Origin of the sequence: Sulfitobacter sp. 1A15106 (genome assembly GCF_043556995.1) — a bacterium.
GTDB classification, from domain to species: Bacteria; Pseudomonadota; Alphaproteobacteria; order Rhodobacterales; family Rhodobacteraceae; genus Sulfitobacter; species Sulfitobacter faviae.
Genome location: NZ_JBIFFM010000008.1, coordinates 17,576 through 41,428 on the forward strand (window position 1 = coordinate 17,576; position 23,853 = coordinate 41,428).

Genomic DNA, 23,853 nt, shown 5'->3' on the forward strand with positions numbered 1-23,853 from the left:
TAGAATAGAATCGGGCAGCCCGTGCCATAACCGCCGGGCTGCCCGAATGTCGAGAGGTTACTCTGCGGTACGGTAGAGGTCTTTGCCGTACCAAGTGTTGTTCACGTTGTTCTCAGGCAGACCTTCGATGTCTTCCGCGATCATGTCGACGTTCGCGTAGTGGTAGATCGGGATGATCGGCATTTCCTCGGCCAAAATCTTCTCCGCTTCTTGATAAAGCGGCTGCGGATCTTCGGCGGTCTTGCTGTCCTTCATGAGCTTGTCATAGGCGTCGTTATAGAACTCGCCGTTGTTGTGGCCCGAATAGGAAGTCATGAGGTCGAGATAGGTCGACGCCTCGTTGTAGTCACCGCACCAAGCATAACGCGCCATGTCGTAGTCTTGGTTCTGCATCCGGTCGGTGTGGACCTTCCACTCATAGTTGTCGAGCGTGAGGTTCACGCCGATCTGCTTGAGCATCTGCGAGGCCGCGATGGCGATCTTCTTGTGATCTTCCGAGGTGTTGTACTGCAGCGTCAGATCCAGCGGGTTGTCGGGCCCGTAGCCTGCCTCGGCCAGCAGCTCCTTGGCTTTCTCCACGCGCTGCGCCTGATCCATGTTGTCGGCCCAGTCCAGTTCGGGACGCTCGAAATCGGCGATCGCCCAGTGGGTCCAGTTGTACGAAGGTTTCTGGCCGCCTTGCAGGATGCGGTCGACGATGATGTCGCGGTCGATGGCATAGGCCAGCGCCTTGCGCACATTGACGTTTTTCAGCGCCTCCGGCCCCTTGTCGCCCACGTTTAGCATGTAGATGTAGGAGCAGTTATAGGGGGTCGAGACCGCCTGTTCGGGGTACTCTTTCTTCAGGCGCGGATACTGCCCGGCGGGGATGTCCACGCGGTCCAGCTCACCGGCCAGATAGCGGGTCAGGGCTTGGTTCACGTCGTTGATCGTCAGCGCGATGATCTCTTCCATCACCACGTTCTCGGCGTCCCAATAGGTGTCGTTCTTCTCCATCACGACACGCTCGCCCAGCTGGTGTTCGACCAGCGTATAGGCGCCGTTGCCGACAAGCGTGCCTGCATCGGTCCAGTCGTCGCCATGTTCCTCAACCACGCTTTGCAGCACGGGGAAGGTCGAGCCGTGCACCAGCATCTGCGGGAAATAGGGCAGCGGCGTGGTGATCTTGACCTCAAGCGTGTGGTCGTCGATGGCGCGGATGCCCAGCTCCTCGGGGGACTTGTCCCCGGCGATGATCTCGGGCGCGTTTTCGACCTGCATCAACTCCATGTACCAAGCGTATTCCGAGGCGGTCGCCGGGTCGGCCAGACGGCGCCATGAATAGACGAAGTCATTCGCGGTGACCGGCTCGCCGTTGGACCACTTGGCGTCGTCGCGCAGGTTGAACGTATAGGTCTTGCCGTCTTCCGAGACTTCGTGATCGAGCGCCACACCGGGGACCAGCTCACCGTTGCCATCTTCGTTGTAGAGCCCCTCGAAAAGGTTGCGCAGCACGTCTGAGCCTTCAACGTCGGTGTTGATCTGCGGGTCCATCGACTTGATCGCGTCGAGCAGCCAGAAGGTATAGGTCTGATCTTCGGCAAGATTCACGCCCTCGGGCACATCGGCGGCATGGGCCTGAAACGCAAGGCTCAGCGCCAATGCGGAGGAGGCGAGTGTGGTGCGTAGCTTCATGGTGACTCTCCGTTGTTTGAAAGTTCGTGTTCTGATTGAAAAGTAATCAATCGAAAACGAAGAGCACATGCAAGACGTTGCCTCGCGTCAGCCAAACACGGCGGCTTCGCGCCGAGGCGGCGCGAGGTTGTAAAGATCGGTGCCCGGTCTGCCCCGGGCGGCGGGGTTCAACGTGGCAACGGGCGCGGCTAGCCGCGCGCGCCCCATGTGTCGGACAAGCGGTAGCCGCCCGGCCAAGGGTCATCGGGGTCGAGCATATGTTGATGGATGCCCGTGACCCAGCCCCGGCCTGACAGTTCCGGCAGGATGGCCATATGTTCGCCCACCCGCGTCTCGCCCAAGATACGCCCCGTGAAGGTCGACCCGATCAGCGACACGGTGGTCAGACTGTCCTCCAGCCCCATTTCCCCCCGCGCGTGCAGCAGGGCCATCCGCGCGCAAAGGGCGGTGCCAGTGGGGGAGCGGTCCACCTTGCCGGGCTGGATCGCGACCGCCGCCCCGGCGCGCAGGCCGGTCTCATCGCGGGTCACCGGACCGGCGAACAGGCAGAAAGAGAAATGCTGCCAATCAGGGTTCTCAGGGTGGTCGAACCGCATCGCCGCATTGGCCGCATCGGTGATCCGCACGCCGAGCCGCGCGATGTCATGGGCCTCATGCGCCTCTAGCGAAAACCCCATGGCGGCGGCATCGACGACGACGAAACTGTCGCCCCCATAGGCGGTATCGACAGTGAGCGTGCCCAGCCCTTCGACCTCAAGCGGCACATCCAGACGCGCCGCGAAGCTTGGCAGGTTCTGCACGAAAATACGCTCCGCCTTGCCATTGCGACATTCGGTGCGAACCTTCACCAGCCCGCCCGGCGCTTCGAGGGTTAGCTCCGTCACAGGCTCCGTCATCGGCAGGATGCCCCCGTCGAGCAGCACGGTCGAGACGCAGATCGAATTGGAACCAGACATCGGCGGCGTGTCCTCCGGCTCCATGATGATGAAGGCCGCATCGGCGCGGAGGTCTTTCGGCGGGACCAGCAGGTTCACATGGCGAAACACCCCGCCGCGCGGCTCGTTCAACACGAAGTTGCGCAGGGTCTCATCCCGCGCGATCCAGCGGCTCTGCTCCCACAGCGTCTCCCCCGGCGGCGGGGCGACACCGCCCACGATCACATCGCCCACCTCACCCTCGGCATGGGCCGAGATCACATGAACCGTCTTGCTGCTACGCATCCTTTGTCTCCTCCTCGGTCAGCCATCTCGGCAATGCCTCCCCCGCCTGCCCCGTCACGGCGGCCTCCACACAATCGGCGATACTGCCAAAGCGCACGGCCCGGCCCGACAGACCGGGGGCGTAATGGGCGTATTTGCCCGAGTTGGTCATCAGCACCTTGGCCGATGGCGGGAAGACCGGCTCGGAGATCGAACACCAGCAGATATCAGGCACGACTTGCACGCCCGCCGCTTCGAGCCGCGCCACGGTGCCGTCATCGCGCGCCGCTTGTAACGTGTCTTGGCCAAGCGTCACGATGACCGCCGTGTCGGCATGGCGCTTGCGCCCGGCGAGGGCGGTGTCGAGCGCGCGGCATTCGGCGTGCGAGAAATGCGGGCTGCCAAAGGCCACGAGGTCAACCGTCGCGGCCCCGGCGTTGAACTGCCGCCAAACGCGGCGCAGGTCGTCGGCTGTGAGGCGAACCGTATCGGCCTCTGCAACAGGGGGCAGATCGGCCTCGGGTGTGATCCCAGCCACATGCAGCATTGGGGCTGCGGAGGTGGTGCCAAAGGCCGCGCAGAGCGCTTTGAGGTCATCCTCATTCGGGGCAGCCCCCTCCAACCCGCGCAAAAGCGGGATCCGGTCCGGGGCGGCCTGCCCCGCAAGCCAGCCCAGCATCGGCCAGATCGCCTCGTCATACTGCGCGGGCAGTTCCACTTCGATCACCCGGCGCGGGGCGCGATGTTCCTCCAGATAGACCCCTGAGAGCGGCGCGCGCGCCGTGAGCGCGATGCACAGGTCGAGGAAATCGGGATGTTTCACCGTCCGCGCGCCAAGCACGCTATTGGCATAGATCACCGCGTTGGACTCCGACCACGCGATGAACTCGCCGCGTTCGGGCGGGGCGGGCAATTGGTAGGGCGCGCAGGTGAAACTGGGCCGGGCACCCATGGTGACATAGGCGTCGGCCAAACGGCTGGCGGGCAGGCCGAAGTCCGGCGGCACGCCTTGATCGCGCCAATTGCCGTGATCGACCGAAATCGCATTCATCGTCGTCGGCACACGCACCTTCGAGCCCATATCGGCCATGGTCTGGGCAAAGAGCAGGTTGGCGGGGCTGGCGTAGATGCAGCCGTCGATATGCACGCGCGTCACATCGACCAGCCGCTCGGCCCCCTGCCCCCGCGCCATGGTGCAGGTGATCTCCATCGCCAGTTGCACGGCCTTGCCCTCGGCCCCGTCGAGCATCGCTTGATCCTCGGCAGTGAGATGCAGGGCGCGGGCGGGCCTGTCCGACAGGGGCAGATCCCAGTCATCGGTGCTGAGCATCTCAGGCGTGATCCGCGCGCTGCGGGATTTGGCGAGCAGGTCGTAATCCTCGGTCCCGAGGCGCAGCACCGCGAGCGGCTTGTCGAACATCTTGCCCGCGATCAGCGCGCCCAAGGTCAGGATGTCTTCGGCCTCGCGAAACACGAGGGCAGCAGGGGCATGACCGTTCAACGCCAGTTCCAGCAGCACGCCGCTGCCGGTGCAGGAGCCGCGGCTGGTGGGCATGAGCAGGATCTTCCCCGCCAGCGACTGACCGCAAAGCGGATGATGCGCGTCGATGACCTTGCCCGTGGCCGGATCGACGCCGCCCCAGAAACTCAGCCCCTCAGAGGAAGCCAGCACCGCGCCTTGGGCTGCGGCGGGAACGATGATATGCGCCATGGGGAGCCTCTTTAAATCAGGTGACGACAAATCCGTGCGCGAAGGGGTCACGCTCGTCGATGAAAATGGTGTTAAAGCCCGTCACCCGCGCCCAACCGGCGATGGAGGGGATGATCGCGGGCCTGCCCGCCACCTCTGCCGCCGCTTCGACACGGCCTTTGAACATGGAGCCGATGATGGATTCATGCACGAAATCATCGCCGACATTCAGCTTGCCCTTGGCCGCCAACTGCGCCATCCGCGCCGAGGTGCCAGTGCCGCAGGGCGAACGATCGATCGCCTTGTCACCGTAGAAAACCGCGTTGCGGGCTTGCGCCTCTCCCGCGCGGGGGGCGCCGGTCCAGAGGATATGGCTCAGCCCGTTGATCGCGGGATGTTCGGGGTGGATGAACTCATATTTCGCATTGAGCGCGGCGCGGAGTTTCGGGCTGAGACCGACCAGTTCGGAGACCGAGAAATCCGCCATATCGCGGAAGTTCTTCTGCGGCTCGACGATAGCGTAGAAATTGCCGCCATAGGCCACATCGACCACCACTTCGCCCAAACCCTCGACCTCCGCCGTCAGCCCTTCGGCGTAGAGGAAGGCGGGCACGTTGGTCAGGCGCACCTCTTCGACGAAACGCCCCTCTTGCCGGTAGGTCACATCGACCCGCCCGGCGGGGGTTTCAAGGCGCAATTGCCCGGGGGTGGCGGGGGTGACCAGCCCGTTCTCAAGCGCGATGGTGACGGTGCCGATGGTGCCGTGGCCGCACATCGGCAGGCAGCCCGAGGTTTCGATGAACAGCACTGCAATGTCGCAATCATCCCGCGTCGGCGGGTAAAGGATTGCGCCTGACATCTGGTCGTGCCCACGCGGCTCGAACATCAGACCGGTGCGGATCCAGTCGTATTCGGCCAGAAAATGCGCACGTTTTTCTAGCATGTTCGCGCCCTTGAGCAGAGGCGCGCCGCCGGTGACGAGCCGCACGGGATTGCCGCAGGTGTGGCCGTCGATACAAGGAAATGTGTGTTGCGTCATGTCAGCCTCTAAAAGCGCGCGGGGGAAAAGGGGGTCAGGTCGATGCCGGGGTCTTGGCCGGTCATCAGGTCAGCAATGATGGCGGCGGTGCCCGCCGATTGAGTAAGACCCAGATGCCCGTGGCCGAAGGCGCAGAAGACATCTGGGCGGTTCGGCAGCGCGCCGATGGCAGGCAGGCTATCAGGCAGCGAGGGACGGAAACCCATCCACTGCGTGCCGCCAGACGTGTCGAGCTCCGGCAGGAAGCGCTTGGCTTTTTTCAGCATCGCATCGGCGCGGGCAAAGTTCGGCGGCAGATCGAGCCCGCCCAGCTCCACCGCGCCGCCGACGCGCAGCCCGTTGCCAACTTTGCTGATGACAAAGCCATGGCCGCCGAAAGTGATCTGGCGTTTGAGGTTGAAGGCATCGGTGGTCAGTGTGGTGTTATATCCGCGCTCGGTTTCCAGCGGAATTTTTACGCCAGCGGTTCGCGCCAGATGATGCGAATGCGCGCCAGCGGCCAGCACCACGCGGCCCGGTATCAAGCCGTCAGAGGTCTCGACCCCGCCCGCAACCAAACGTTCGGCGCGGGCTACGGTGATCTCACCACCGCTTGCGCGGAAGCGTTCGGCCATGGCCAGCACATAGTCGCGCGGGTCCGAGATCGACTGCCACTCGGGGGTAAAGGTCGCATGGGTGAAGCTGGGCGCAAGGCCGGGTTGATAGGCCGCGATCTCTTCGTCCTTGAGGTGGGTGAAGGCGATACCCGCCTCTTCGCGAGCCTGCCAACCGGGAAGCGACGCGCGGAACTCGGCTTCGCTTTCATAGACCTGCAACTGCCCATCGTGCCGCAGCATATGGGCAAGGCCGCTTAACTCCAGATGCGGATCGAGTGCGGCTTGCGACAGTTTCATCAGCGCCGTTTGCGCCACGGTCGAAGCCCGCACCTGCGCAGGCCAGCTTGCCTTCCAAAACCGCCACATCCACGGGGCGATCCGCCCGGCATAGCGCGGCGGGACTGACAGCGGCCCCAGCGGATCCAGCAACCACCTGGGTGCCTGCCGGATCATCCGGGGCGAGGCCAGCGGCAGAATCTCGGTGAATGCGAAAGCGCCCGCATTGCCCGCCGACGCGCCCGCTGCCGGGCCTTCGCGGTCAATCACCCGCACGGTCAACCCGCGCGCCTGAAGCGCCAGCGCGATGGACAGGCCCACCACGCCCGCGCCGACGACCGTCACCGGGGTTTGGTTCATTACCGCACGCTCGACAGGAATTGACGGGTCTCTTCTTGCTGCGGATCGCCAAAGATCTGATCCGGCGCGCCGATCTCGGCCATGATGCCCTTGTGGAAGAAGGCCACACGATCCGACACATCGCGTGCGAAACTCATCTCATGGGTGACACAGATCATCGTCATCCCCTCATCTGCCAGCAATTTGAGCGTGTCCAGCACCTCGCCCACCAATTGCGGGTCGAGGGCCGAGGTCACCTCGTCGAAGAGAATGTAATCGGGCGACATGGCCAATGCACGCGCAATCGCCATCCGCTGCTGCTGCCCGCCCGACAGGCGGCTGGGATAGACATCGAGCTTGTCGGCCAGACCCACATGCGAGAGTTGCTGCACCGCGATCTCTTCAGCTTCCTTGCGGGCCATGCCCTTGACCTTGCGCGGGGCCAGCGTGACGTTTTCCAGCACCGTCAGATGCGGGAAGGCGTTGAACTGCTGGAACACGATGCCGATCTTGCGGCGCAGCTTGTTCAGGTCGGTGTCGCGGGCGTGAACCTCGGTCCCGTCGACGACGATGCGGCCACTGTCGATCGGCTCTAGCCCGTTGATGCAGGTCAAGAGCGTCGATTTGCCCGAACCCGACCCGCCGATCACCGAGACGACCTCGCCTTTTTGCACGGTCAGGTCGATGCCCTTGAGCACCTGAAGCGCACCAAAGGATTTGTGGACGTTTTCAATCTCAATCATTTTCTTGCCACCTTTTTTCCAAGCGGCTGCCAAGCCGGGCAATGGGGAAACTGAGCGCGAAGTAAATCGCGCCGGTCACGAGCAGGATGAACATCGGCTCTTGCAGGCGTGTCACCAGAATTTGCGAGGCGCGCAGCAATTCGATGATGCCGAGCCACATCACCAGCGCGCTGTCTTTCATCACGCCGAGCGTCAGGCCGATCCAACTGGGCAGGCCAACACGCAGCGCCATGGGAAAGACGATCTGCGTGAGGTCTTGGCCCCATGTCATGCCGAGCGAGCGCGCCGCACGGCGGGTGACCGAAGGCACCGCCTCAATCGCGCCGCGCACGATCTCGGTGCAATAGGCCGAGGTATAGAGCGCCAGCACGATGCAGGAGGTCACGAAGGGCGAAATCCCCCAGCCCGCGATGGCCTGAAAGGCGTTGGCAAGGATCAATTGGATCAGCAGCGGGACCGAGCGGAAGATATCCAGCACGAAGGTCAGCGGCAGCGCCGCCCATGGGCTGATCTGGCTGCGCAGCACCCCGAAGAACACCCCCAGCAGCGTGCCGCCCACCACCGCGAAGGCGGTGACCGAAAGCGTCACCCCTGCGCCTTTGAGCATGAACAACAGGTCGTTGAAGGTCAGAGCCGTATCAAACATCTATTCTCTTCCTTCAGTAGCGAAACAGGCGGGCCGCAAGCAGCCGTGCGCCAAGCATCACGGTCTTGGCGATCACGTAGTAGATCACCGCCGCCAATGCGAAGAATTCAAAGGTTCGGAAGCTGCGCGCGTTGAGGTCTTGCGTCACCCCGGCGAGATCCGAATTCAGCCCCACCGTGACACCCAGAGAGGTCATCAAGATCGCCCAGATCATCTGGTTCGTCGTCGGCAGGAACGAGATGCGGAACATCTGCGGCAGGATGATCAAGCGAAACGCCTTTGCCTGCCCCATGCCCAGTGACCGCCCGGCGCGCAGCTGCGTGCCCGGAATGGCGCGCATCGCGCCGCGGAACGTCTCGCAAAGGTAGCCCGCGTTGTTAAACGCGATCCCGGCCAGCAGCGCGGCGTAGGGGCTGAGATAGATCCCGAAAGACCCGAGCCCGAAATGCGCCATGTAAATCTGAAACAGCGCCGGCGTGTTGCGCGCCACTTCGACCCATGCGGTCGCAGGCGCCCGCAGCCAGGCCGATTTGGCATCCCGGCCCACGGCCAGCAGCACGGCGATGGCAATGCCGATGAGCATCGACAGGATCGATATTTGCAGCGTGACCAGCGCGCCTTCCAGCATCTCTGGTAAGGCGCGAAAAGCCTGTCGCCATTGAAAGGTATAGTTGCCCATCTCTTGCTCCGATCAGCGGTTATCGGCAGGGGGGCCGCAGGTCGCGGCCCCCGCATTCATCAGCGATAGGCTTTGGCGATGGTCAGATCCGGCGCCTCGCCGCCGACCCATTTGTCGAACAGTTCCTGATAACGGCCCGAGCGCACCTGCTGGTTCACGAAGAGATCGAGGTAGTTCAGCAGACCGTATTCCTGACGCAGGCCGATCAGACCGACATAGTCCACGTCAAAGGGCGCATCGCCCGCGATGGTCAGACCGTCGAACTTGCCGCTCGCCACGATGGAGGAAGCCACGGTGGAGGTTACGACAGTCGCGTCGATCTGGCCTTGGGCCAGCGACAGGAAGACGTCCGCTTGGCTCTGGTAGGAACGGAAGCTGCCTTCGTCCCATGCGTCGACCTGCTCTTCCAGCGCGATGGCCTCGAAAGTGCCCGCGACGGAGCCCACGGTCTTGCCCTTGAGGCTTTCAAAACTGTCGACGCCCGCGTCTTCGCGGGTCAGCACGACGTTGGTGAAGGCGAAATAGGGGACCGAGAAGCCAACGGTCTTGGCGCGCTCCAGCGTGTCGGAGGTGGAGGCGACACCCACATCCGCGCGGCCCGAGACGAGGGCGGGGATACGGTCGGGGAAGGGCGTCTCCACGATCTCGGCTTCGACGCCAAGGGCGGCGGCCAGATCGTTGCAATAGTCCACGTCGAAGCCGACGGGTGTGTTGCTGTCATCGCGCGAGCCCATGGGCGGGAAGTCCAGCACCACCGCGCAGCGCAGCGTGCCCGAAGAAATGATGTCGTCCAGTTTGTCGGCCTGAGCGGCGGTGCCGATCACGGTCGCAGCCACAAGGCTCCCGGCGAGTTGCGTGAATTTCATAGGTATCTCCCTCTTGGGTTGGTCGCCCCCGACTCTCTCTGGACGGGGTGCGGGGTAGTATGAAGGAACAATGTCTTCATTAAAAATACAATATGTATTTTTAACTTTTACCGGCATGTCGACATATTTTTGATACATTCCTGCCTTGCCAGCATGGTCGTGAAAAAGCAGCCGGTTGGGCGGCTCCCCCACGGCGTAGCAAATGCGAAAAGCCGGGCGCGCGGCCCGGCTTTTGCGATCTAAATTTATTCCGCTGCGTCTTCCGGCAGCAGCGCCTCGGGCAGGTTCTGATAGGACACGGGCCGCAGGAAACGGCGGATCGACAGGGTGCCCACGCTGGTCGCGCCGAAGTTGGTGCTGGCCGGATACGGCCCGCCATGCACCATGGAATCCACCACCTCGACACCTGTCGGGAAACCGTTGGCCAACAGGCGACCCGCCTTGCGCTCTAGCACCGGCATGAGGTCGCACGCGGCGTCGACATCCGCGTCATCCATATGCAGGGTGATGGTCAATTGCCCGTCCAGTTCCAACGCCAGCGCGCGCATCTCTTCCAGCGAAGAGACCCGCACCACCAATCCGAGAGGGCCAAAGACCTCTTCATGCAGCGCCGGATTGGCCTTGAACTCTTCGCCCGTGGTTTCGAAGAGCGCAGGCGCGGCGGTGCGGCCTTCGCTGTCGGCCAGATGCACCTGGCGCAGGCTTGGCGCGGATTTGAACTTGTCCCGCCCTGCGCAATAGGCCTCCGCGATACCGTCCGTCAGCATGACCTGCGGAGCCACGTCTTGCAGCGCTGTGGCCGCGTTGTGCACGAAGGCGTCGGCGCCCTGCCCGTCAATCACCACGGCGATGCCGGGATTGGTGCAGAACTGGCCCGCGCCCATGGTCAGCGATGCCGCCCAGCCCTTGCCAAGCTCCTCGGCCCGTGCCGCCATCGCGGCGGGCAGCATGAACATCGGGTTGACCGAGCCCAACTCGCCGAAGAAGGGGATCGGCTCTGGCCGCGCGGCGCAAAGATCGAAGAGCGCCCGCCCCCCGGCGAGCGAGCCGGTGAAGCCCACGGCCTTGATCAGCGGATGCTGCACCACGGCCTGCCCCACGGCGCGGTTGCCACCTTGGATCAGCGAGAAGACCCCGCGCGGCATGCCGCAGCTTTCCACGGCCGCATGGATCGCTTCGGCCACGATCTCTCCGGTGCCGGGATGGGCGGAGTGGCCTTTGACCACGACCGGGCAGCCCGCCGCCAGCGCCGCTGCAGTGTCACCGCCCGCCACCGAAAAGGCCAGCGGGAAGTTCGACGCGCCAAAGACGGCCACGGGGCCGATGGGGCGCTGCACCATGCTGATCGCGGGCCGAGGGGCGGGCTGGCGTTCGGGCATGGCGGCATCGAAGCGGCGGTCGAGGTAGTCACCCTTTTCGATATGCGCCGCGAACAGGCGGAGCTGGCCCACGGTCCGGCCCCGCTCCCCTTCCAGCCGCGCTTCGGGCAGACCGCTTTCTTGGCTGCCGATCTCGGTGATCTCGGCCCCGCGGGCGTCGATCTCATCGGCGATGGCGTTGAGGAATTTGGCACGGGTCGCGCGGCTGGAATAGCCATAGCCCCAAAACGCCGCTTCGGCGGCTTCGCAGGCTTGGTCGACCAGTTCCACCGTGCCGACCGAGAAGTCATGCGCCGGCCCATGGGCGGGGCTAGAGCTAAAGCGGTCATCCGTGGCGATCCATTCGCCAGCGATCAGGTGTTTGCCGTGGGGGGTAAAGGCCATCGTCTATCCTTTCATGCGGGCCGCGGCCCGGTGTCAGCTTGCGTCTCTCCGCATCTGCATACATGATGTATGCATGATTGCAACCCAAGCCCTGCAAGGATCCAGATGGCCGACACAACCCTCTCCCACGATGACCTGACCGCGATGGTCATTCGGATTTTCCAAGGCGCGGGCCTGTCGCCCCTGAATGCCGCAGCCCTCGCGCGGGTGATCGTCGCGGGCGAAGGCGATGCCTGTAAATCCCACGGCATCTACCGGATCGAAGGCTGCCTGCGCACGATCAAGGCGGGCAAGGTGGTGCCCGACGCGGTGCCACGGGTGCATCATGACGACAGCGCCGTGGTGCGCGTGGACGCGGGCGGCGGGTTCTCCAACGCTGCTTTCGAAGCAGGCGCGCCGGTGCTGGCAGAGCGTTGCCGCACCACCGGGATCGCCGCCATGGTGATCAACGATTGCACCCATTTCGCCGCGCTCTGGCCCGAGATCGAGGCGCTGACCGAGATGGGCCTCGCGGCCATGGCCATGTGCCCCAGCTATGCCAGCGTCGCCCCCTCGGGCGGAACCGACCCCTTGATGGGGACCAACCCTTTCGCCTTTGGCTGGCCCCGGGAAGGGGGCGACCCTTACGTTTTTGACTTCGCCACCAGCGTCGCCGCGCGGGGGGAGATCGAATTGCACCGCCGCGCGGGCACGCCCCTGCCCGAAGGCTGGGCCATCGCCCCCGATGGCAGCCCGACGACCGACCCCGAAGCCGCCCTCGCCGGGGCTATGTTGCCCTTCGGCGGACACAAAGGCTCTGCCATCTCGACCATGATCGAATTGCTTGCCGGGGTGATGATCGGTGACCTGACCAGCCCCGAGGCGCGCCACGCCTTGGGCTCCCTCACCCTTGCGCCCGCGCATGGCGAATTGATCATCGCCTTCGACCCCAAAACGTTTGCCGCACGCCGCCCCGGCGATCCCTTCGCGCGGGCGGAAACCCTCTTTAATGCGATCACTGGCCAAGGCGCGCGGTTGCCCTCGCAGCGCCGCTTTAAGGCGCGTGCCGAGACGCGGGCCGAGGGGATTCCCCTGACGGATGCCGAGATGCGCAGCCTTGAGCGCTTGCTGGCCGAAGGGCTCGACGCCGTCTGACCCCCTCCGCGTGCCACCCTCCCGCGGGGGTGGGGCGCGGTCCCGCCCCAAACCCGCTTCAAAGCGCCGCAAAATCTTGCCGCCACCGCAGGGCGATTATCACAAAAAAGCGGCGATCCTACGGAAATCAAGGCGAAATTTTTTGCAGCCCCCGCCGCGCAGCAGGCGGATCGGCGGTTTTCCGCGCTGCCCTGCGGCATTCCGCTGATAGTTGCAATAACAAGTTTCCAGCCTCCGCAAAAAGATTAGATAGGGAAAAAATTGCACACTCCTAACGTGTCTTCTGAGGTATTGTTTTGCCGAATTTCCCGACTGCACGACCGATTGAACAGCGGTCCGAAACCCTAGAACGCCGCCAGTTCCTCACCCTCTCCGCCGCGTCCTTTGCCGCCGCGCTCATGCCGCGGCACAGCGCGGCGCAGGAGGTGCCCGCCGCCTCCTTCACCTTCGACGCACTGGTCGAAGATATGCGGCGATTGGCCCAGACCTCCTATATGGCCCCGAAGCCTGTCGAAGGCTTCCTTGCCGAACTGGATTACGACGCCTACCAACGCATCCGGTTCCGGCCCGAGCAGGCCCGCTGGCAGGAAAAGGGCGTGGCCTTCAGGCTGCACGCCTTCCACCCCGGCTGGCTGTTCAAGGAAGCGGTGAAGATCAACGAGGTCCGGGGCGACGCGGTGGAACCGATGGGCTTTACCACCGCCGATTTCGAGTATGACGACGAAGAACTCGCCAAGTCGATCCCGCCCAATGCCGAGATGCCGGGCGTCGCCGGTTTCCGCCTGCACACCCCGCTTAACCGGGCCGATATTTTCGATGAATTGATCGTCTTCCAAGGGGCGAGCTATTTCCGCGTCTTGGGCAAGGACACGCTCTATGGGCTGAGCGCGCGGGGATTGGCCGTGAACACCGGCCTGCCGGAAGGTGAGGAATTCCCCCGCTTCAGCGAGGTTTGGCTGCGCCGCCCCGAACCGGGCGACGATAGCGCCACGATCTATGCCGCGCTCGACAGCCCTTCGGTGACCGGGGCCTATCAATTCGTGATCACACCGGGCGAAGACACCACCGTCGAAGTCACCATGCGGCTCTTCCTGCGCGAAGACATCAAACAGCTTGGCATCGCGCCGCTGACTTCGATGTTTTTGCACAATGGCGCGGATAAGGGGAATTTCGACGACTTCCGCCCCGCGGTGCATGACAGCGAAGTCTTGGTGCTGAACACAGGCAAGGATACCACCCTCTGCCGCCCGCTGAACAATCCGCCGCGTTTGGCGAGTTCCTATTTCGGGGCGCAGAACCCGCGGTCTTTCGGGCTGGCGCAGCGCAACCGGGACTTTGAGCATTACCTCGACGCGCAGGCCCATTACGAACGCCGCCCCTCGCTGATGATCGAACCCATGGGCGACTGGGGCAAAGGCACGCTGCGGCTGGTCGAGATACCTTCGGATCTGGAAGGCAATGACAATATCGTGGCCTATTGGATCCCCGAAGGGGAGACCCGCGCGGGCGATGAACTGGCCTACGGCTACCGCATGCACTGGGGGATGACCCCGCCGGGCGCGACGCCGCAGACCCTTGGCCGCGTGGTGCGGCTGCGCTCGGGTCATGGCGGGGTGGCAGGTGTTGAGGCAGACACCGAGACCCGCAAATTCGTCATCGACTTCGCAGGCGGACAGCTCAGCGATATGCCGAGCGACGCCAAGCTTGAACCCGTCACCAGCGCACAAAACGGCGAGATCGTGGAGGCGATCCTAAGCCGGGTGGATGGCAGGGACGAATGGCGGCTGGTGCTGGAACTGCGCGCCGAGCCTGATGCCATCGTCGAGATCAAGGCAGTTCTATCGGGATATGACCGCAATCTGACAGAGACATGGGTGTACCAATGGATCAACGCATGACCCTTCAAGACGCGACGACCCCCACTTCCGCAATGGCTGGCGAGGCCGAGAACTGGATGCCGCTCGCCGCCCCGCTTGCGATGCCACGGCAGAGCTTGGAGCGGCGCGGCCATCTGGCCGGGCTGGCCGACCTTGCGCGGGCATTTCTGCTGCGGCGTAAGGCCTGAGTTCCATGGCACCCCAGCACAGGCAGATCGCGGCGGATGGCCCGACCCGTTTTGCACGGGCGGTCGCCCTGCTGTTGTCGCTCGGCTCCGCAGCCCTTGCCGCGACCCTTTTGGCGGAGGCGGCGGCGCGGGATGGGTTCAGCGGCTGGGACGGCCTCCGCGCCCTGCTCGTTTTCGCCACCACCGCTTGGTTGGCTTGGGGCGCGTCGCTAGCGTTAATCGGGCTCTTCGGCGGCAGATCAACACCGCCCCGCCCCGCGCTTGAGGCACCCCAGCCGCGCACGGTGATCGCGGTGCCCATCTGCAACGAAGACCCGCTCACCACCTTCGCCCGCATCGCCGCGATTGACCGCTCCGTCGCCCGGGCCGGGGTTACGGCGGATTTTGTCGTTCTGTCGGACACACGCGATGACGCGCTGGCCGGGAAAGAGCAATTCGCCTTCGCCCGCCTGCTGCGCGAGACCGAGGGCCAAGGCCGCATCTTCTACCGCAGGCGGCAGGACAATGCGGGCCGCAAGGCGGGCAATATCGAAGAGTTTATCCGCAGCTACGGCGGGGCCTATGACTTTGCCGTGATCCTTGACGCCGACAGTCTGATGGAGGGCGAGACGATCCGCGCCATGATCGCGCGGATGCAGGCCGATCCGCAGTTGGGGCTCTTGCAAACCCTGCCCAAGATCATCGGCGCGCGGTCTTTCTTTGGCCGCGCCTTGCAGTTCGCCTCGTGGTTCCACGGGCCGATCTTCACCCGTGGCCTTGCCCGCATGCAGGGGGCGACGGGGCCGTTTTGGGGCCATAACGCAATCATTCGTGTCCGCGCCTTTGCCGAAAGCTGTGGCCTGCCCGAACTCTCAGGCCCGCCACCCTTGGGCGGGCATATCCTGAGCCACGATTATGTCGAGGCGGCCTTGCTCGCTCGCGCCGGTTGGAAGGTCGAGGTGGATGAGACCTTGGGCGGCTCCTTTGAGGAGGGGCCGGAAAACGTCCTCTCCTTCGCGCGGCGCGAGCGGCGCTGGTGCCAAGGCAACCTGCAACATGCGCGGCTGATCTTTGCGCCCGGCTTGGCGGGGTGGAGCCGGTTCGTCTTTCTGCAGAATGTGACTGCCTATGTCGTCTCGCTTCTCTGGGCGGCCTTTCTCATCACCTCGGCGATCAGCACGCTCTACGCGCCGCCGCCGGAGTATTTCCCCGGCCCCTATCAGCTTTTCCCCGTCTTCCCCGATACCAGCGCACGCGAGATCACGCTGCTGGCCTTGGGCGTGCTGGGGCTGTTGGTTGTGCCAAAGCTGCTGATCCTGATCCATGCGCTTCTGACCGACCGCGCGCGCGACTTTGGCCGCGCTTTGCGGATGGCGCTCTCGGTGCTGACCGAGATTGTGCTGACCACGCTTCTGGCCCCTTTGATGCTGCTCTATCACAGCCGCGCGGTGATGCAGGTCCTCTCGGGCCAAGACGGCGGCGGGCCCGCCAACCAACGGAACGAGGGCCAGTTGAGTTTGGCCGATGGCTGGACGGCGGGCCGGTGGATCGTGTTCGTTGGGGCGGTGATCCTCGCGGCGGTGCAATGGGTCGCGCCGGATCTGACCGTCTGGCTGCTGCCCGTCGCGGTCCCGATGCTGCTGGCGCCGCTGCTCATCGCCTGGACCTCCCGCCCCCTGCCCCGCAGGCTTTTCGCCGTGCCCGAGGATGCCGCGCCGCGCGATGTCGTCGCGGAATACGACAGTATATGCGATGTCTGGCGGCTGACGTGGAATGACGAGCATCTTATGCCAGAACCCAAAGCGGCGGAACTGACCCATGCCACCGCCTAACACCGGGCTATCGCCCGCCGCGCTGGCTGCCGGCGCGGCTCCAAAATCCGCCCGCGATCCGCGCATCGACCTGTTTCGCGGGCTGGCGCTGGTGATGATTTTCATCAACCACGTGCCGGGCAACCCCTATGAGACCCTGACCATCCGCAACCTCGGTTTCGCCGACGCGGCGGAGGCGTTCTTCCTCATGTCCGGCATCGCCGCGGGCTTGGCCTATACGCCTCGTTTCATCGCGCGAGGCAGGGTGCGCCACGGCCTCTGGCGCGCCATCGCCCCACTGTGGAAACGGGCGTGGTCGCTTTATGTGGTGCAACTTCTGCTCTCAGCAGTGGCCTTAGCCATCTTCGCCGCCGCCTTCCAGATCACGACAGAGGCCGCCTTCCTGACCAAGGTCAACATGCGCCAGGTCTTTCAAAACCCGACCCAAAGCGTGATCGGCATTCCGCTTTTGACGCATCAGTTCGGCTATGTGAACATCCTGCCCGCCTATTCCGTCTTGCTGGTCTGCGCCCCGGCGGCGATCATGCTGGGGCTGCGCTGGCCGCGCCTGCTTCTCGCGCTGTCGCTGTTGCTTTGGCTGCTGACGGGTGTCTTCCGGCTGAACCTGCCGAACTACCCCAACCCGGGCGGCTGGTTCTTTAACCCTTTGGCATGGCAAGCGATCTTTGTCTGCGGATTGCTGGTGGGCCTAAGCCAGCGGCAGGGCTACCGCTTTTTCCCGAACTCGCAGGCGCTGTTCTGGCTGTCCGTCGCCGTCCTGCTGGGCGTCCTCGCATGGCGCTATGTGCCGGGTTTGGGCCGTTTTCTGAACCTGCAAATGCATCATCTGAGAGAGGCCGGGGTGCCCTTCAATATCACTTCGCATGACAAGACCTATCTCTCCGCCCCGCGGTTCGTTCATATCTTGGCCCTGGGATATTTCCTGTCACAGTTGCAGATCGTCACCCGCCTTTCGGCCCATGCCGTGGCCAGCCCCATCCGGCTGCTCGGTCGGCATGGTCTGCTGGTCTTTGCCAGCGGCACCGTTCTGGCGCTGATCTGTCAGGTTGCGATGATGGCGCGGCCCGAAGCGCTGTGGATGCCGTGGGTTCTGCCTGTTGTCGGAACGGCGGCGCTCTATGGGATAGCCTGGGTTGCAGAGACCTCGCGGCAGGTGCTTGCCGCACCGGCTGAACCCGCACCCGCCTCGCTTAAAGCACAAACCGTAGAAGCCGCCCCGTAGCCTTCACCAACGCCGATCGTCGCTGCGCCCCCATTTGCGCCACGCAAGCCATGCAAGCCCCAGCCCGCCCGCGATCAGCGCCATGTGCCGCGGGCGAATGCCGCGTCCGGTGGCGGTGTTTTCGCCCGGATGGTAGCGCGGGTCGAGCAAGCGGGTATTGGCGAGAAAACCACCGATGACAGTCTCGCTGCCCCGGAACACCGCACGCAGGCCACGGCCCTTCTTGCGGTTGAGGGCTTCAATGGTCCCAATCATCGACTTCTTCTCTTCCATCACCTCGGCCACACGTTCGAGCGGCAGGCCGAGGTGTTCGGCAATCAAGCGGGTTCTGAACCCTTCGATCACCTTCGCCGGGTGTTCGATCGCCACGTCACACTCGGTATCAAACCCCATGGAACGGTTGTTGAGGTTGCTGGAGCCGAGGCGCAAAAGATGATCGTCGATAATCATGATCTTCGCATGAACATAGATCGGCTCCCCCTCCTCGGTGACGGGGAAATAGATGCGAAAGCGATTTTGGTGATCGGCGCGTTTCAGGTCTTCCACAAGCCGCTCACGCAGCACATGCATGGCGTCATCTTCCAACTGGGATTCCGCATCGCGCGGGTTGATGATGACGACCTCCGGCCCATCCTCTTCGGCCAAACGCGCCTTGAGCGCATCACAGACCGAGGCGGCAGCGAGGTACTGCGATTCAATATAAATATAGTCACGCGCCGATTGGATCCCTGCGATATAGAGCCGTTCGATCTCATTGATCATCGGCTCTTCGTCAAACGGCGGCTCCGTCCGGGCGATGCCCACATCGACGTTTTCGGCATCAATCGGCAGGTCTTCGGGCCATTCGGACATGGGCGCATCATCAGGGCGGGCGATCTCATCCCCCGTGGCGCGGAACCAACGCCGACGCGAAAGCTCACCCAAGGCCGCCGCGGCGGGGCCGGACATGGCCGAGGTCGCGTCATGCCAAGGGTCAGAGGGCGTGCCATCCTTGCGCAGGCGGCGCGGGTCGTGCGGCAGGTGGTCGGGCGTGTCCCAGCGGTCTTCGGTCGCGTCGATCCCGCCGCAAAAGGCCAGAGCATCGTCGGCCACGACGATCTTTTGGTGGTGGCAGGCGCCGAAGGGGTGATGGCCGTCTAACGCGAAGTGAATCCGGTCGCCGCCGAATAGGCTGAGCGCCAGTGAGGGCACCAACCGTCCCGGCGCGGCCAGCACAGCGCCGTTCCATTTCAGCAGGTAGACATGCAGATCCGGCGTCCGCTCCACCACCGCCTCGACAAAGGCGCCAAGCTGGTTGGGATAGCCGTCGGGCGCATTGCCGTCTTCGTCACTTTCGCCCGGCAGCATCTCAAGCTCGAAATCGAAATCCCAGCCGATCAGCATCAACTGCTGGCGCGCCCCGAGGAAAATCTCGCGCAGGACCCGGAAATAATCCGCCGCATCGACAATAAGGCCAAACCGCTCGGCCCGGGCGACGCGCCATGTGGTCTTGTCATTGAACAGGCTTTGGCTGTTCGCCCCTTGGGTCGACTCCGCGTGGTTCGCCTTTGCCATATCCAAATCGCCCTGCACGTTTTCGCCCCTTTCCACTCAATCCTACATGACTAAACGCCCATTGTAGCGCGAAGTTGCATCGATGCGTAAATATCGGGCAGGCTCAGACCGGCTGCGCCTCAGACAGCTCAGCCTGAAGCCGGGCTTCTTCGGCGGCTTTGGGCGTGGTGAACCGCGCCAGCAGGAAATAGGCGACCGGGGTGAGATAGAGGGTCGAGAGCGTGGCCATGCCCAGCCCCCCGACGATCACCCAGCCGAGCGCCTCACGCGCCTCGGCCCCCGCGCCCGAGGACAGGATCAGCGGCACGCCCCCCAGCACGGTCGAGGTCATAGTCATCATCACTGGACGCAGGCGGATGGTAGAGGCGCGAAAGATCGCCTCGTGGATATCCGCCCCCTGATCGCGCAATTGGTTGGCGAACTCGACGATCAAAATCCCGTTCTTGGCCATGATCCCGATCAACATGACCAGCCCGATTTGGCTGTAAACGTTCAGGCTCTGCCCCGTCATCAGCAGCGCGAAGATCGCGCAGGCAAGGCCCAGAGGCACCGTGGCCATCACCACGATGGCAGAGATGAAGCTTTCGAACTGCGCTGCGAGGACTAGGAAAACCACGAGGATCGCAAAGCCGAAGGTCACGAAAAGCCCCGAACTGGTTTGATCCAACGCGGCGGCCTCGGCCAGCGGCACGATCAGGTTTTCATCGTCCAACACCTCTTGCCCCACCGCGCGCACCTGTTCCAGCGCATCGCCCAGTGACAGGCCCGGCGTCAGCCCGGCGGAAATCTCGACCGAGCGGTTCTGCCCTTCCCGGTCCAACTCGGGCGCAACGGCGCGCTCTTCAAGGGTGACAAAACTGGCCAGCGAAATCATCTGCCCGTTGCCCGATTGGACAAAGACGTTTTCAAGGTCGCGCGGATCGTTCACCGGGTCCGAGGTCGACAGCATCTGCACGCCATAGCTGGTGTCGTCGATAAAGACCGATGCCACCTCGCGCCCGTCGAGCATGGCCTGCAAAGCCTGCCCCAGCCCAGTGATATCGACGCCCAAGTCAGCGGCAAGCGTCCGGTCGATCTGCACGAAAAGCTGCGGCTGCGTGCGTTCATATTCCAGCCGCACCTGCCCCATCGCGGGGTTCGTACTCAGCCGGTCCACCATCGCCTGCGCGACCAGCGACAGTTGTTCGTAATTATTCCCGGTGATCGCGAAAGACAGCCCCCGCCCCGCGCCGCGAATACCGAGGGAATTGGGTTGGATTGCAAAGGCCCGCACGCCCACGATGCCGCGCAGCTTGCCGTTGATCTCGCCCACAATCTCATCTTGGCTGCGCGCGCGGTCTTCCCAACCGGCGAGCGTGAACACCATGAAACCCCGATTGTCCGCGCCAAACCCGGTGATGGAGAAGATATTCGTCACCTCTCCGGCCTCTTGCAGCGGGGTGATCAGGTCTTCGATCTCACGCATCTTGCTTTGGGTATAATCAAGCGAGACGCCCTGCGGGGCCGAGACGCTGAGCAGCGCCACGGCGCGATCTTCGCGCGGGGTCAGCTCTTGCCGGATCTCGCCCGAGACCAGCACCGCCGTCAGCGCGACGAAGGCCGCGATCAGCACCACGACATAGGGCATCGCCAGCGCCCATCTAAGCGTCGCCGCATAGGCGCGGTACAGCAGGTTGCCAAGCCACACGACAGGGCCGCGCGGGTTCTCGGCCGCGGGTTTGGTCAAAAGGCGGCTCGCCAAGACCGGGCAAAGGCTGAGCGCCACGACCGAGGACAGCATCACCGCGATGGCGAGGGTAAAGCCAAACTCCCGAAACAGCCCACCCGCCTGTCCGGGCAGGAACGACAGCGGGATAAAGACCGCCGCCAGCGTGGCCGTGGTAGTGACGACCGCAAAGAAGACCTGCGAGGTGCCCAACACCGCCGCGGCGCGTGGCCCCATGCCCGCTGCCCGTTGGCGCACGATATTCTCCAGCACCACAATCGCGTCATCCACGACCATCCCGGTGGCCAGAACCAGCGCCAGAAGGGTCAGGATGTTGATCGAAAAGCCCACCAGATAGATCGCCGCCAAAGTGCCGATCAGCGCCACGGGCAGGGTCAGCGCCGGGATCAGCGTGGCGCGGAAATCACGCAGGAAGACAAAGATCACCGCCACCACGATGCCCACGGCAAAGGCCAGCGTTGAGAGCACCTCGCGGATCGAGCCTGAGATAAAGGTCGCATCGTCCGAGGTCACGAAAATCTGCACGTCTTCGGGCAGGGTTTCGTTCAACTCCCCCACCACGGCACGCACATCGCGCGAGATCTCAAGCGTGTTCGACGTGGCCTGCCGGATGATGCCAATGCCGAGGCCCAATTGCCCATTGGCGCGCAGAATCGTCTCCCCTTCGGCGGGGCCGAGCGTGACGCTGGCGACATCGCCGAGCCGGACGTTCTGCTTGATCTCCATCGCCTCGAACGCCTGTGTGGTGACAACGCTGGCCGTGGTGCGCACGTTGATCGACTGACGGTCGCCCGCCAGATCACCCGCGGGCGCGTCATAGGCCACATCGGCCAAGGCGCGCTGGATGTCGCCCAAGGTCAGGCCCCGGCTGGCCAGTTCCAACTGGTCGATATCGACGCGGAAAAACGGCTCGCGGTCCCCGTAGACCTGCAAATCCGCCACCCCGTTGACCGAGATCAGCCGGTCCTCGACGCGGTCCTGCACCAGTTTGGTCAACTCCTCCGGCGAGCGGCCCATGGAGGTTACGGCGATGCGCATGACCGGTTGGGCATTGGCATCGGCCTTGACAATCTGCGGCTGGTCCGCCCCCTCGGGCAATTGGTTCACGATCCGCGCCACCGCATCGCGCACATCGGTCGCGGCCACGTCAATATCGGTGCTGTCGTTGAACTCCAAGGTGACCCGGCTGCGGCCAAACCGCGAGTTCGATGAGATCGCCCGCACGCCCGAGACCCGGCCCAAGGCCCCTTCGATCCGCCCCGTGAGCTCCTGATCGACGGATTCCGGGGAGGCGCCCGAGAAGGTCGTGGTGACCGTGACCACGGGCCGGTCGACATTGGGCAGTTCGCGGACCTCCGCGCCAAAAAGCGCGGCGATGCCCGCCAGCACGATCAGCGCGTTGAGCACGAAGGCGAGGATCGGGCGGCGCACAAAAAGCGCGGTGCCTGAGGCGGTGCTCGCGGGCGGCGTGGCGTCTTCGGTCGGGGCGGCGCTCATAGGGTTGTCTTCTCAGCCGGGGCGGCATCTGATTGCACGCTGCCCGCGCGGTTGACCTCGCGCACCTCGCCGCCTTCGCGCAGGGTTTGCACGCCTTCGGTCACCACCACATCATCGGCGGTTAGATCATCCGACAGGACGAGCACCGAATTGCTGTTGCGCTGTGCGATCTCGACCGCGACTTGATGCGCCTTGCCCTCCCGTACCGTCCAGACAAACGGCCCGTCCGAAGACCATTGCACTGCCAGCGGCGGGATCGCCAGAAACGGATCGCCCACAAAGGTCAGGCTGACCGAAAAGGCCATGCCCGCGCGCAGCTGGTCGCCTTCGTTCGGCACGCGGCCCTGCACCAGAAGCGTGCGGCTGGCACGGTCGATCACGCTGTCGATGGCGCTGACTTCGCCCGTCAGGGTCAAATCGCGCATGCCGAGCGGGGTGACGGTGATTTCCTTGCCCAAGGAGAGCTTGCTCACCACCCGCTCAGGCACGCGGAAATCAATCAGGATCTCGCTGCGGTCGGTGATGGTGGCGAGTTGATCCTGCGCATTGACGCGGTCGCCTTCTTCGATATCGGTGATCCCCACCCAGCCTGAGATCGGCGCGAGGATGCGGCGTTGCGACAGATCGAACTGCGCTTGGCTGAGCGCAAGCTCGGCGCTTTGCAGGGCCAATTCCGTCTCGCGCAAGCGCACTTCGCTGACCGCGCCGGTGTTTTGCAACCGCTCCACCCGGTCTTGCTCGGTCTGGGCGTTTTCGAGCTGCAATTCGGCTTGCTTCAGGGCGATCTGCTCGGCCTCATTCTCCAATAGGGCCACAACGGTGCCCGCCTCGATCAACTGCCCGGCGGGCAGGTTGAGATCGGTGATGACCCCTACGGCGTTGGAGCGCAATGTGACGGAGCGGCGCGCGCGCCCGTCGCCAATGGCGGTGATCCGGTCGGCCAAAGTCTCTTCGCTGACCCCGGCGGTGACGACCAGCGACGGCCCGCCGCCGCCCCAGCCCCTGCCAGAGGATTGTGGCGCCTCCGCGACCTCCTCGATCCTCAGAAAATCGAGCAAGCCGGTCTCCGCCACATAGGGGCGGGAGGCGGGGACATAGGTTAACATCGCGTAGAGACCCGCAACGAGAACCAGCAGAAATACGAAAAATTGGCGCAGGGCTTTCACGGGGGATGCGCTTTCAAAATATGTTACGAGGCGCATAATTGAGCATCGGCCCCAAAAAGGCACGTCAATTCTGCTTGATCAATGGCTGGGCATTCCCCGAAGGGGCCGCTGGCTGCTAGCACTATGGCGCGGAAGCCTGCCCTGTGGAAGGGCAATGGGGTTGATTAC

At 64.0% G+C, this 23,853-nt stretch carries 18 protein-coding genes; 5 read left to right on the forward strand and 13 right to left on the reverse strand.

Going from position 1 to position 23,853, the window contains the following annotated elements; genetic code table 11:
* Positions 1–57 precede the first annotated feature (57 nt).
* From ACGYKA_RS13260 to ACGYKA_RS13305, 10 genes are all read right to left on the reverse strand, one after another.
* Entirely contained in the window at positions 58–1,674 is a 1,617-nt protein-coding gene (locus ACGYKA_RS13260; protein WP_394412864.1) for a peptide ABC transporter substrate-binding protein, read from the reverse strand.
* Between the two features lie 188 nt (positions 1,675–1,862).
* Positions 1,863–2,894, reverse strand: a complete 1,032-nt coding sequence (locus tag ACGYKA_RS13265) for a proline racemase family protein (RefSeq protein ID WP_394439022.1) — start codon at positions 2,892–2,894, stop codon at positions 1,863–1,865.
* Positions 2,887–4,584 (reverse strand): aconitase X, encoded by a 1,698-nt coding sequence (locus tag ACGYKA_RS13270; RefSeq protein ID WP_394418097.1) that lies wholly within the window; start codon positions 4,582–4,584, stop codon positions 2,887–2,889. Before ACGYKA_RS13270 ends, ACGYKA_RS13265 begins: the two co-directional genes overlap by 8 nt.
* Positions 4,585–4,600: 16 nt before the next feature.
* Positions 4,601–5,602 carry a 4-hydroxyproline epimerase gene (locus tag ACGYKA_RS13275; protein WP_394412874.1) on the reverse strand — a complete coding sequence of 334 codons (1,002 nt, stop codon included), beginning with the start codon at positions 5,600–5,602 and terminating at the stop codon, positions 4,601–4,603.
* 8 nt (positions 5,603–5,610) lie between these two features.
* Positions 5,611–6,834 (reverse strand): NAD(P)/FAD-dependent oxidoreductase, encoded by a 1,224-nt coding sequence (locus ACGYKA_RS13280; RefSeq protein WP_394412877.1) that lies wholly within the window; start codon positions 6,832–6,834, stop codon positions 5,611–5,613.
* Complete coding sequence (locus tag ACGYKA_RS13285; RefSeq protein ID WP_394412880.1) at positions 6,834–7,556, reverse strand: amino acid ABC transporter ATP-binding protein; 723 nt, start codon at positions 7,554–7,556, stop codon at positions 6,834–6,836. The genes ACGYKA_RS13280 and ACGYKA_RS13285 overlap by 1 nt, the downstream gene beginning before the upstream one ends.
* Positions 7,549–8,202, reverse strand: coding sequence for an amino acid ABC transporter permease (locus ACGYKA_RS13290; RefSeq protein ID WP_067260889.1), 654 nt, complete (start codon positions 8,200–8,202; stop codon positions 7,549–7,551). Before ACGYKA_RS13290 ends, ACGYKA_RS13285 begins: the two co-directional genes overlap by 8 nt.
* A gap of 13 nt (positions 8,203–8,215) precedes the next feature.
* Positions 8,216–8,881: an amino acid ABC transporter permease gene (locus ACGYKA_RS13295; protein ID WP_067260891.1), complete on the reverse strand. Its 666-nt coding sequence runs from the start codon at positions 8,879–8,881 to the stop codon at positions 8,216–8,218.
* Positions 8,882–8,940: 59 nt separating this feature from the next.
* Complete coding sequence (locus ACGYKA_RS13300) at positions 8,941–9,747, reverse strand: transporter substrate-binding domain-containing protein (RefSeq protein WP_067260893.1); 807 nt, start codon at positions 9,745–9,747, stop codon at positions 8,941–8,943.
* 245 nt (positions 9,748–9,992) lie between these two features.
* Positions 9,993–11,510 (reverse strand): aldehyde dehydrogenase (NADP(+)), encoded by a 1,518-nt coding sequence (locus ACGYKA_RS13305; RefSeq protein ID WP_394412886.1) that lies wholly within the window; start codon positions 11,508–11,510, stop codon positions 9,993–9,995.
* A gap of 105 nt (positions 11,511–11,615) precedes the next feature.
* Between ACGYKA_RS13305 and ACGYKA_RS13310 the strand changes: the two genes are divergently transcribed.
* The 5 genes from ACGYKA_RS13310 to ACGYKA_RS13330 all read left to right on the forward strand — a co-directional run bounded on the left by ACGYKA_RS13310 (position 11,616) and on the right by ACGYKA_RS13330 (position 17,742).
* Positions 11,616–12,644, forward strand: a complete 1,029-nt coding sequence (locus ACGYKA_RS13310) for an Ldh family oxidoreductase (RefSeq protein ID WP_394412889.1) — start codon at positions 11,616–11,618, stop codon at positions 12,642–12,644.
* 398 nt (positions 12,645–13,042) lie between these two features.
* A complete protein-coding gene (locus tag ACGYKA_RS13315; RefSeq protein WP_394413214.1) occupies positions 13,043–14,542 on the forward strand; it encodes a glucan biosynthesis protein in 1,500 nt (499 codons plus the stop codon).
* Positions 14,539–14,709 carry a hypothetical protein gene (locus ACGYKA_RS13320; RefSeq protein WP_394412892.1) on the forward strand — a complete coding sequence of 57 codons (171 nt, stop codon included), beginning with the start codon at positions 14,539–14,541 and terminating at the stop codon, positions 14,707–14,709. Before ACGYKA_RS13315 ends, ACGYKA_RS13320 begins: the two co-directional genes overlap by 4 nt.
* Before the next feature lie 5 nt (positions 14,710–14,714).
* Positions 14,715–16,520 carry a glucans biosynthesis glucosyltransferase MdoH gene (mdoH, locus tag ACGYKA_RS13325; RefSeq protein WP_394412895.1) on the forward strand — a complete coding sequence of 602 codons (1,806 nt, stop codon included), beginning with the start codon at positions 14,715–14,717 and terminating at the stop codon, positions 16,518–16,520.
* Positions 16,507–17,742 carry an OpgC family protein gene (locus ACGYKA_RS13330; protein WP_394412898.1) on the forward strand — a complete coding sequence of 412 codons (1,236 nt, stop codon included), beginning with the start codon at positions 16,507–16,509 and terminating at the stop codon, positions 17,740–17,742. The genes mdoH and ACGYKA_RS13330 overlap by 14 nt, the downstream gene beginning before the upstream one ends.
* A gap of 3 nt (positions 17,743–17,745) precedes the next feature.
* Here ACGYKA_RS13330 and ACGYKA_RS13335 read toward each other — a convergent pair whose 3' ends face one another.
* The 3 genes from ACGYKA_RS13335 to ACGYKA_RS13345 all read right to left on the reverse strand — a co-directional run bounded on the left by ACGYKA_RS13335 (position 17,746) and on the right by ACGYKA_RS13345 (position 23,685).
* On the reverse strand, positions 17,746–19,314 hold the full coding sequence (locus tag ACGYKA_RS13335) for a phospholipase D-like domain-containing protein (protein WP_394412900.1): 1,569 nt from the start codon (positions 19,312–19,314) through the stop codon (positions 17,746–17,748).
* 85 nt (positions 19,315–19,399) lie between these two features.
* A complete protein-coding gene (locus ACGYKA_RS13340) occupies positions 19,400–22,519 on the reverse strand; it encodes an efflux RND transporter permease subunit (RefSeq protein ID WP_394412903.1) in 3,120 nt (1,039 codons plus the stop codon).
* Positions 22,516–23,685 (reverse strand): efflux RND transporter periplasmic adaptor subunit, encoded by a 1,170-nt coding sequence (locus tag ACGYKA_RS13345; RefSeq protein ID WP_394412906.1) that lies wholly within the window; start codon positions 23,683–23,685, stop codon positions 22,516–22,518. Before ACGYKA_RS13345 ends, ACGYKA_RS13340 begins: the two co-directional genes overlap by 4 nt.
* Positions 23,686–23,853 lie beyond the last annotated feature (168 nt).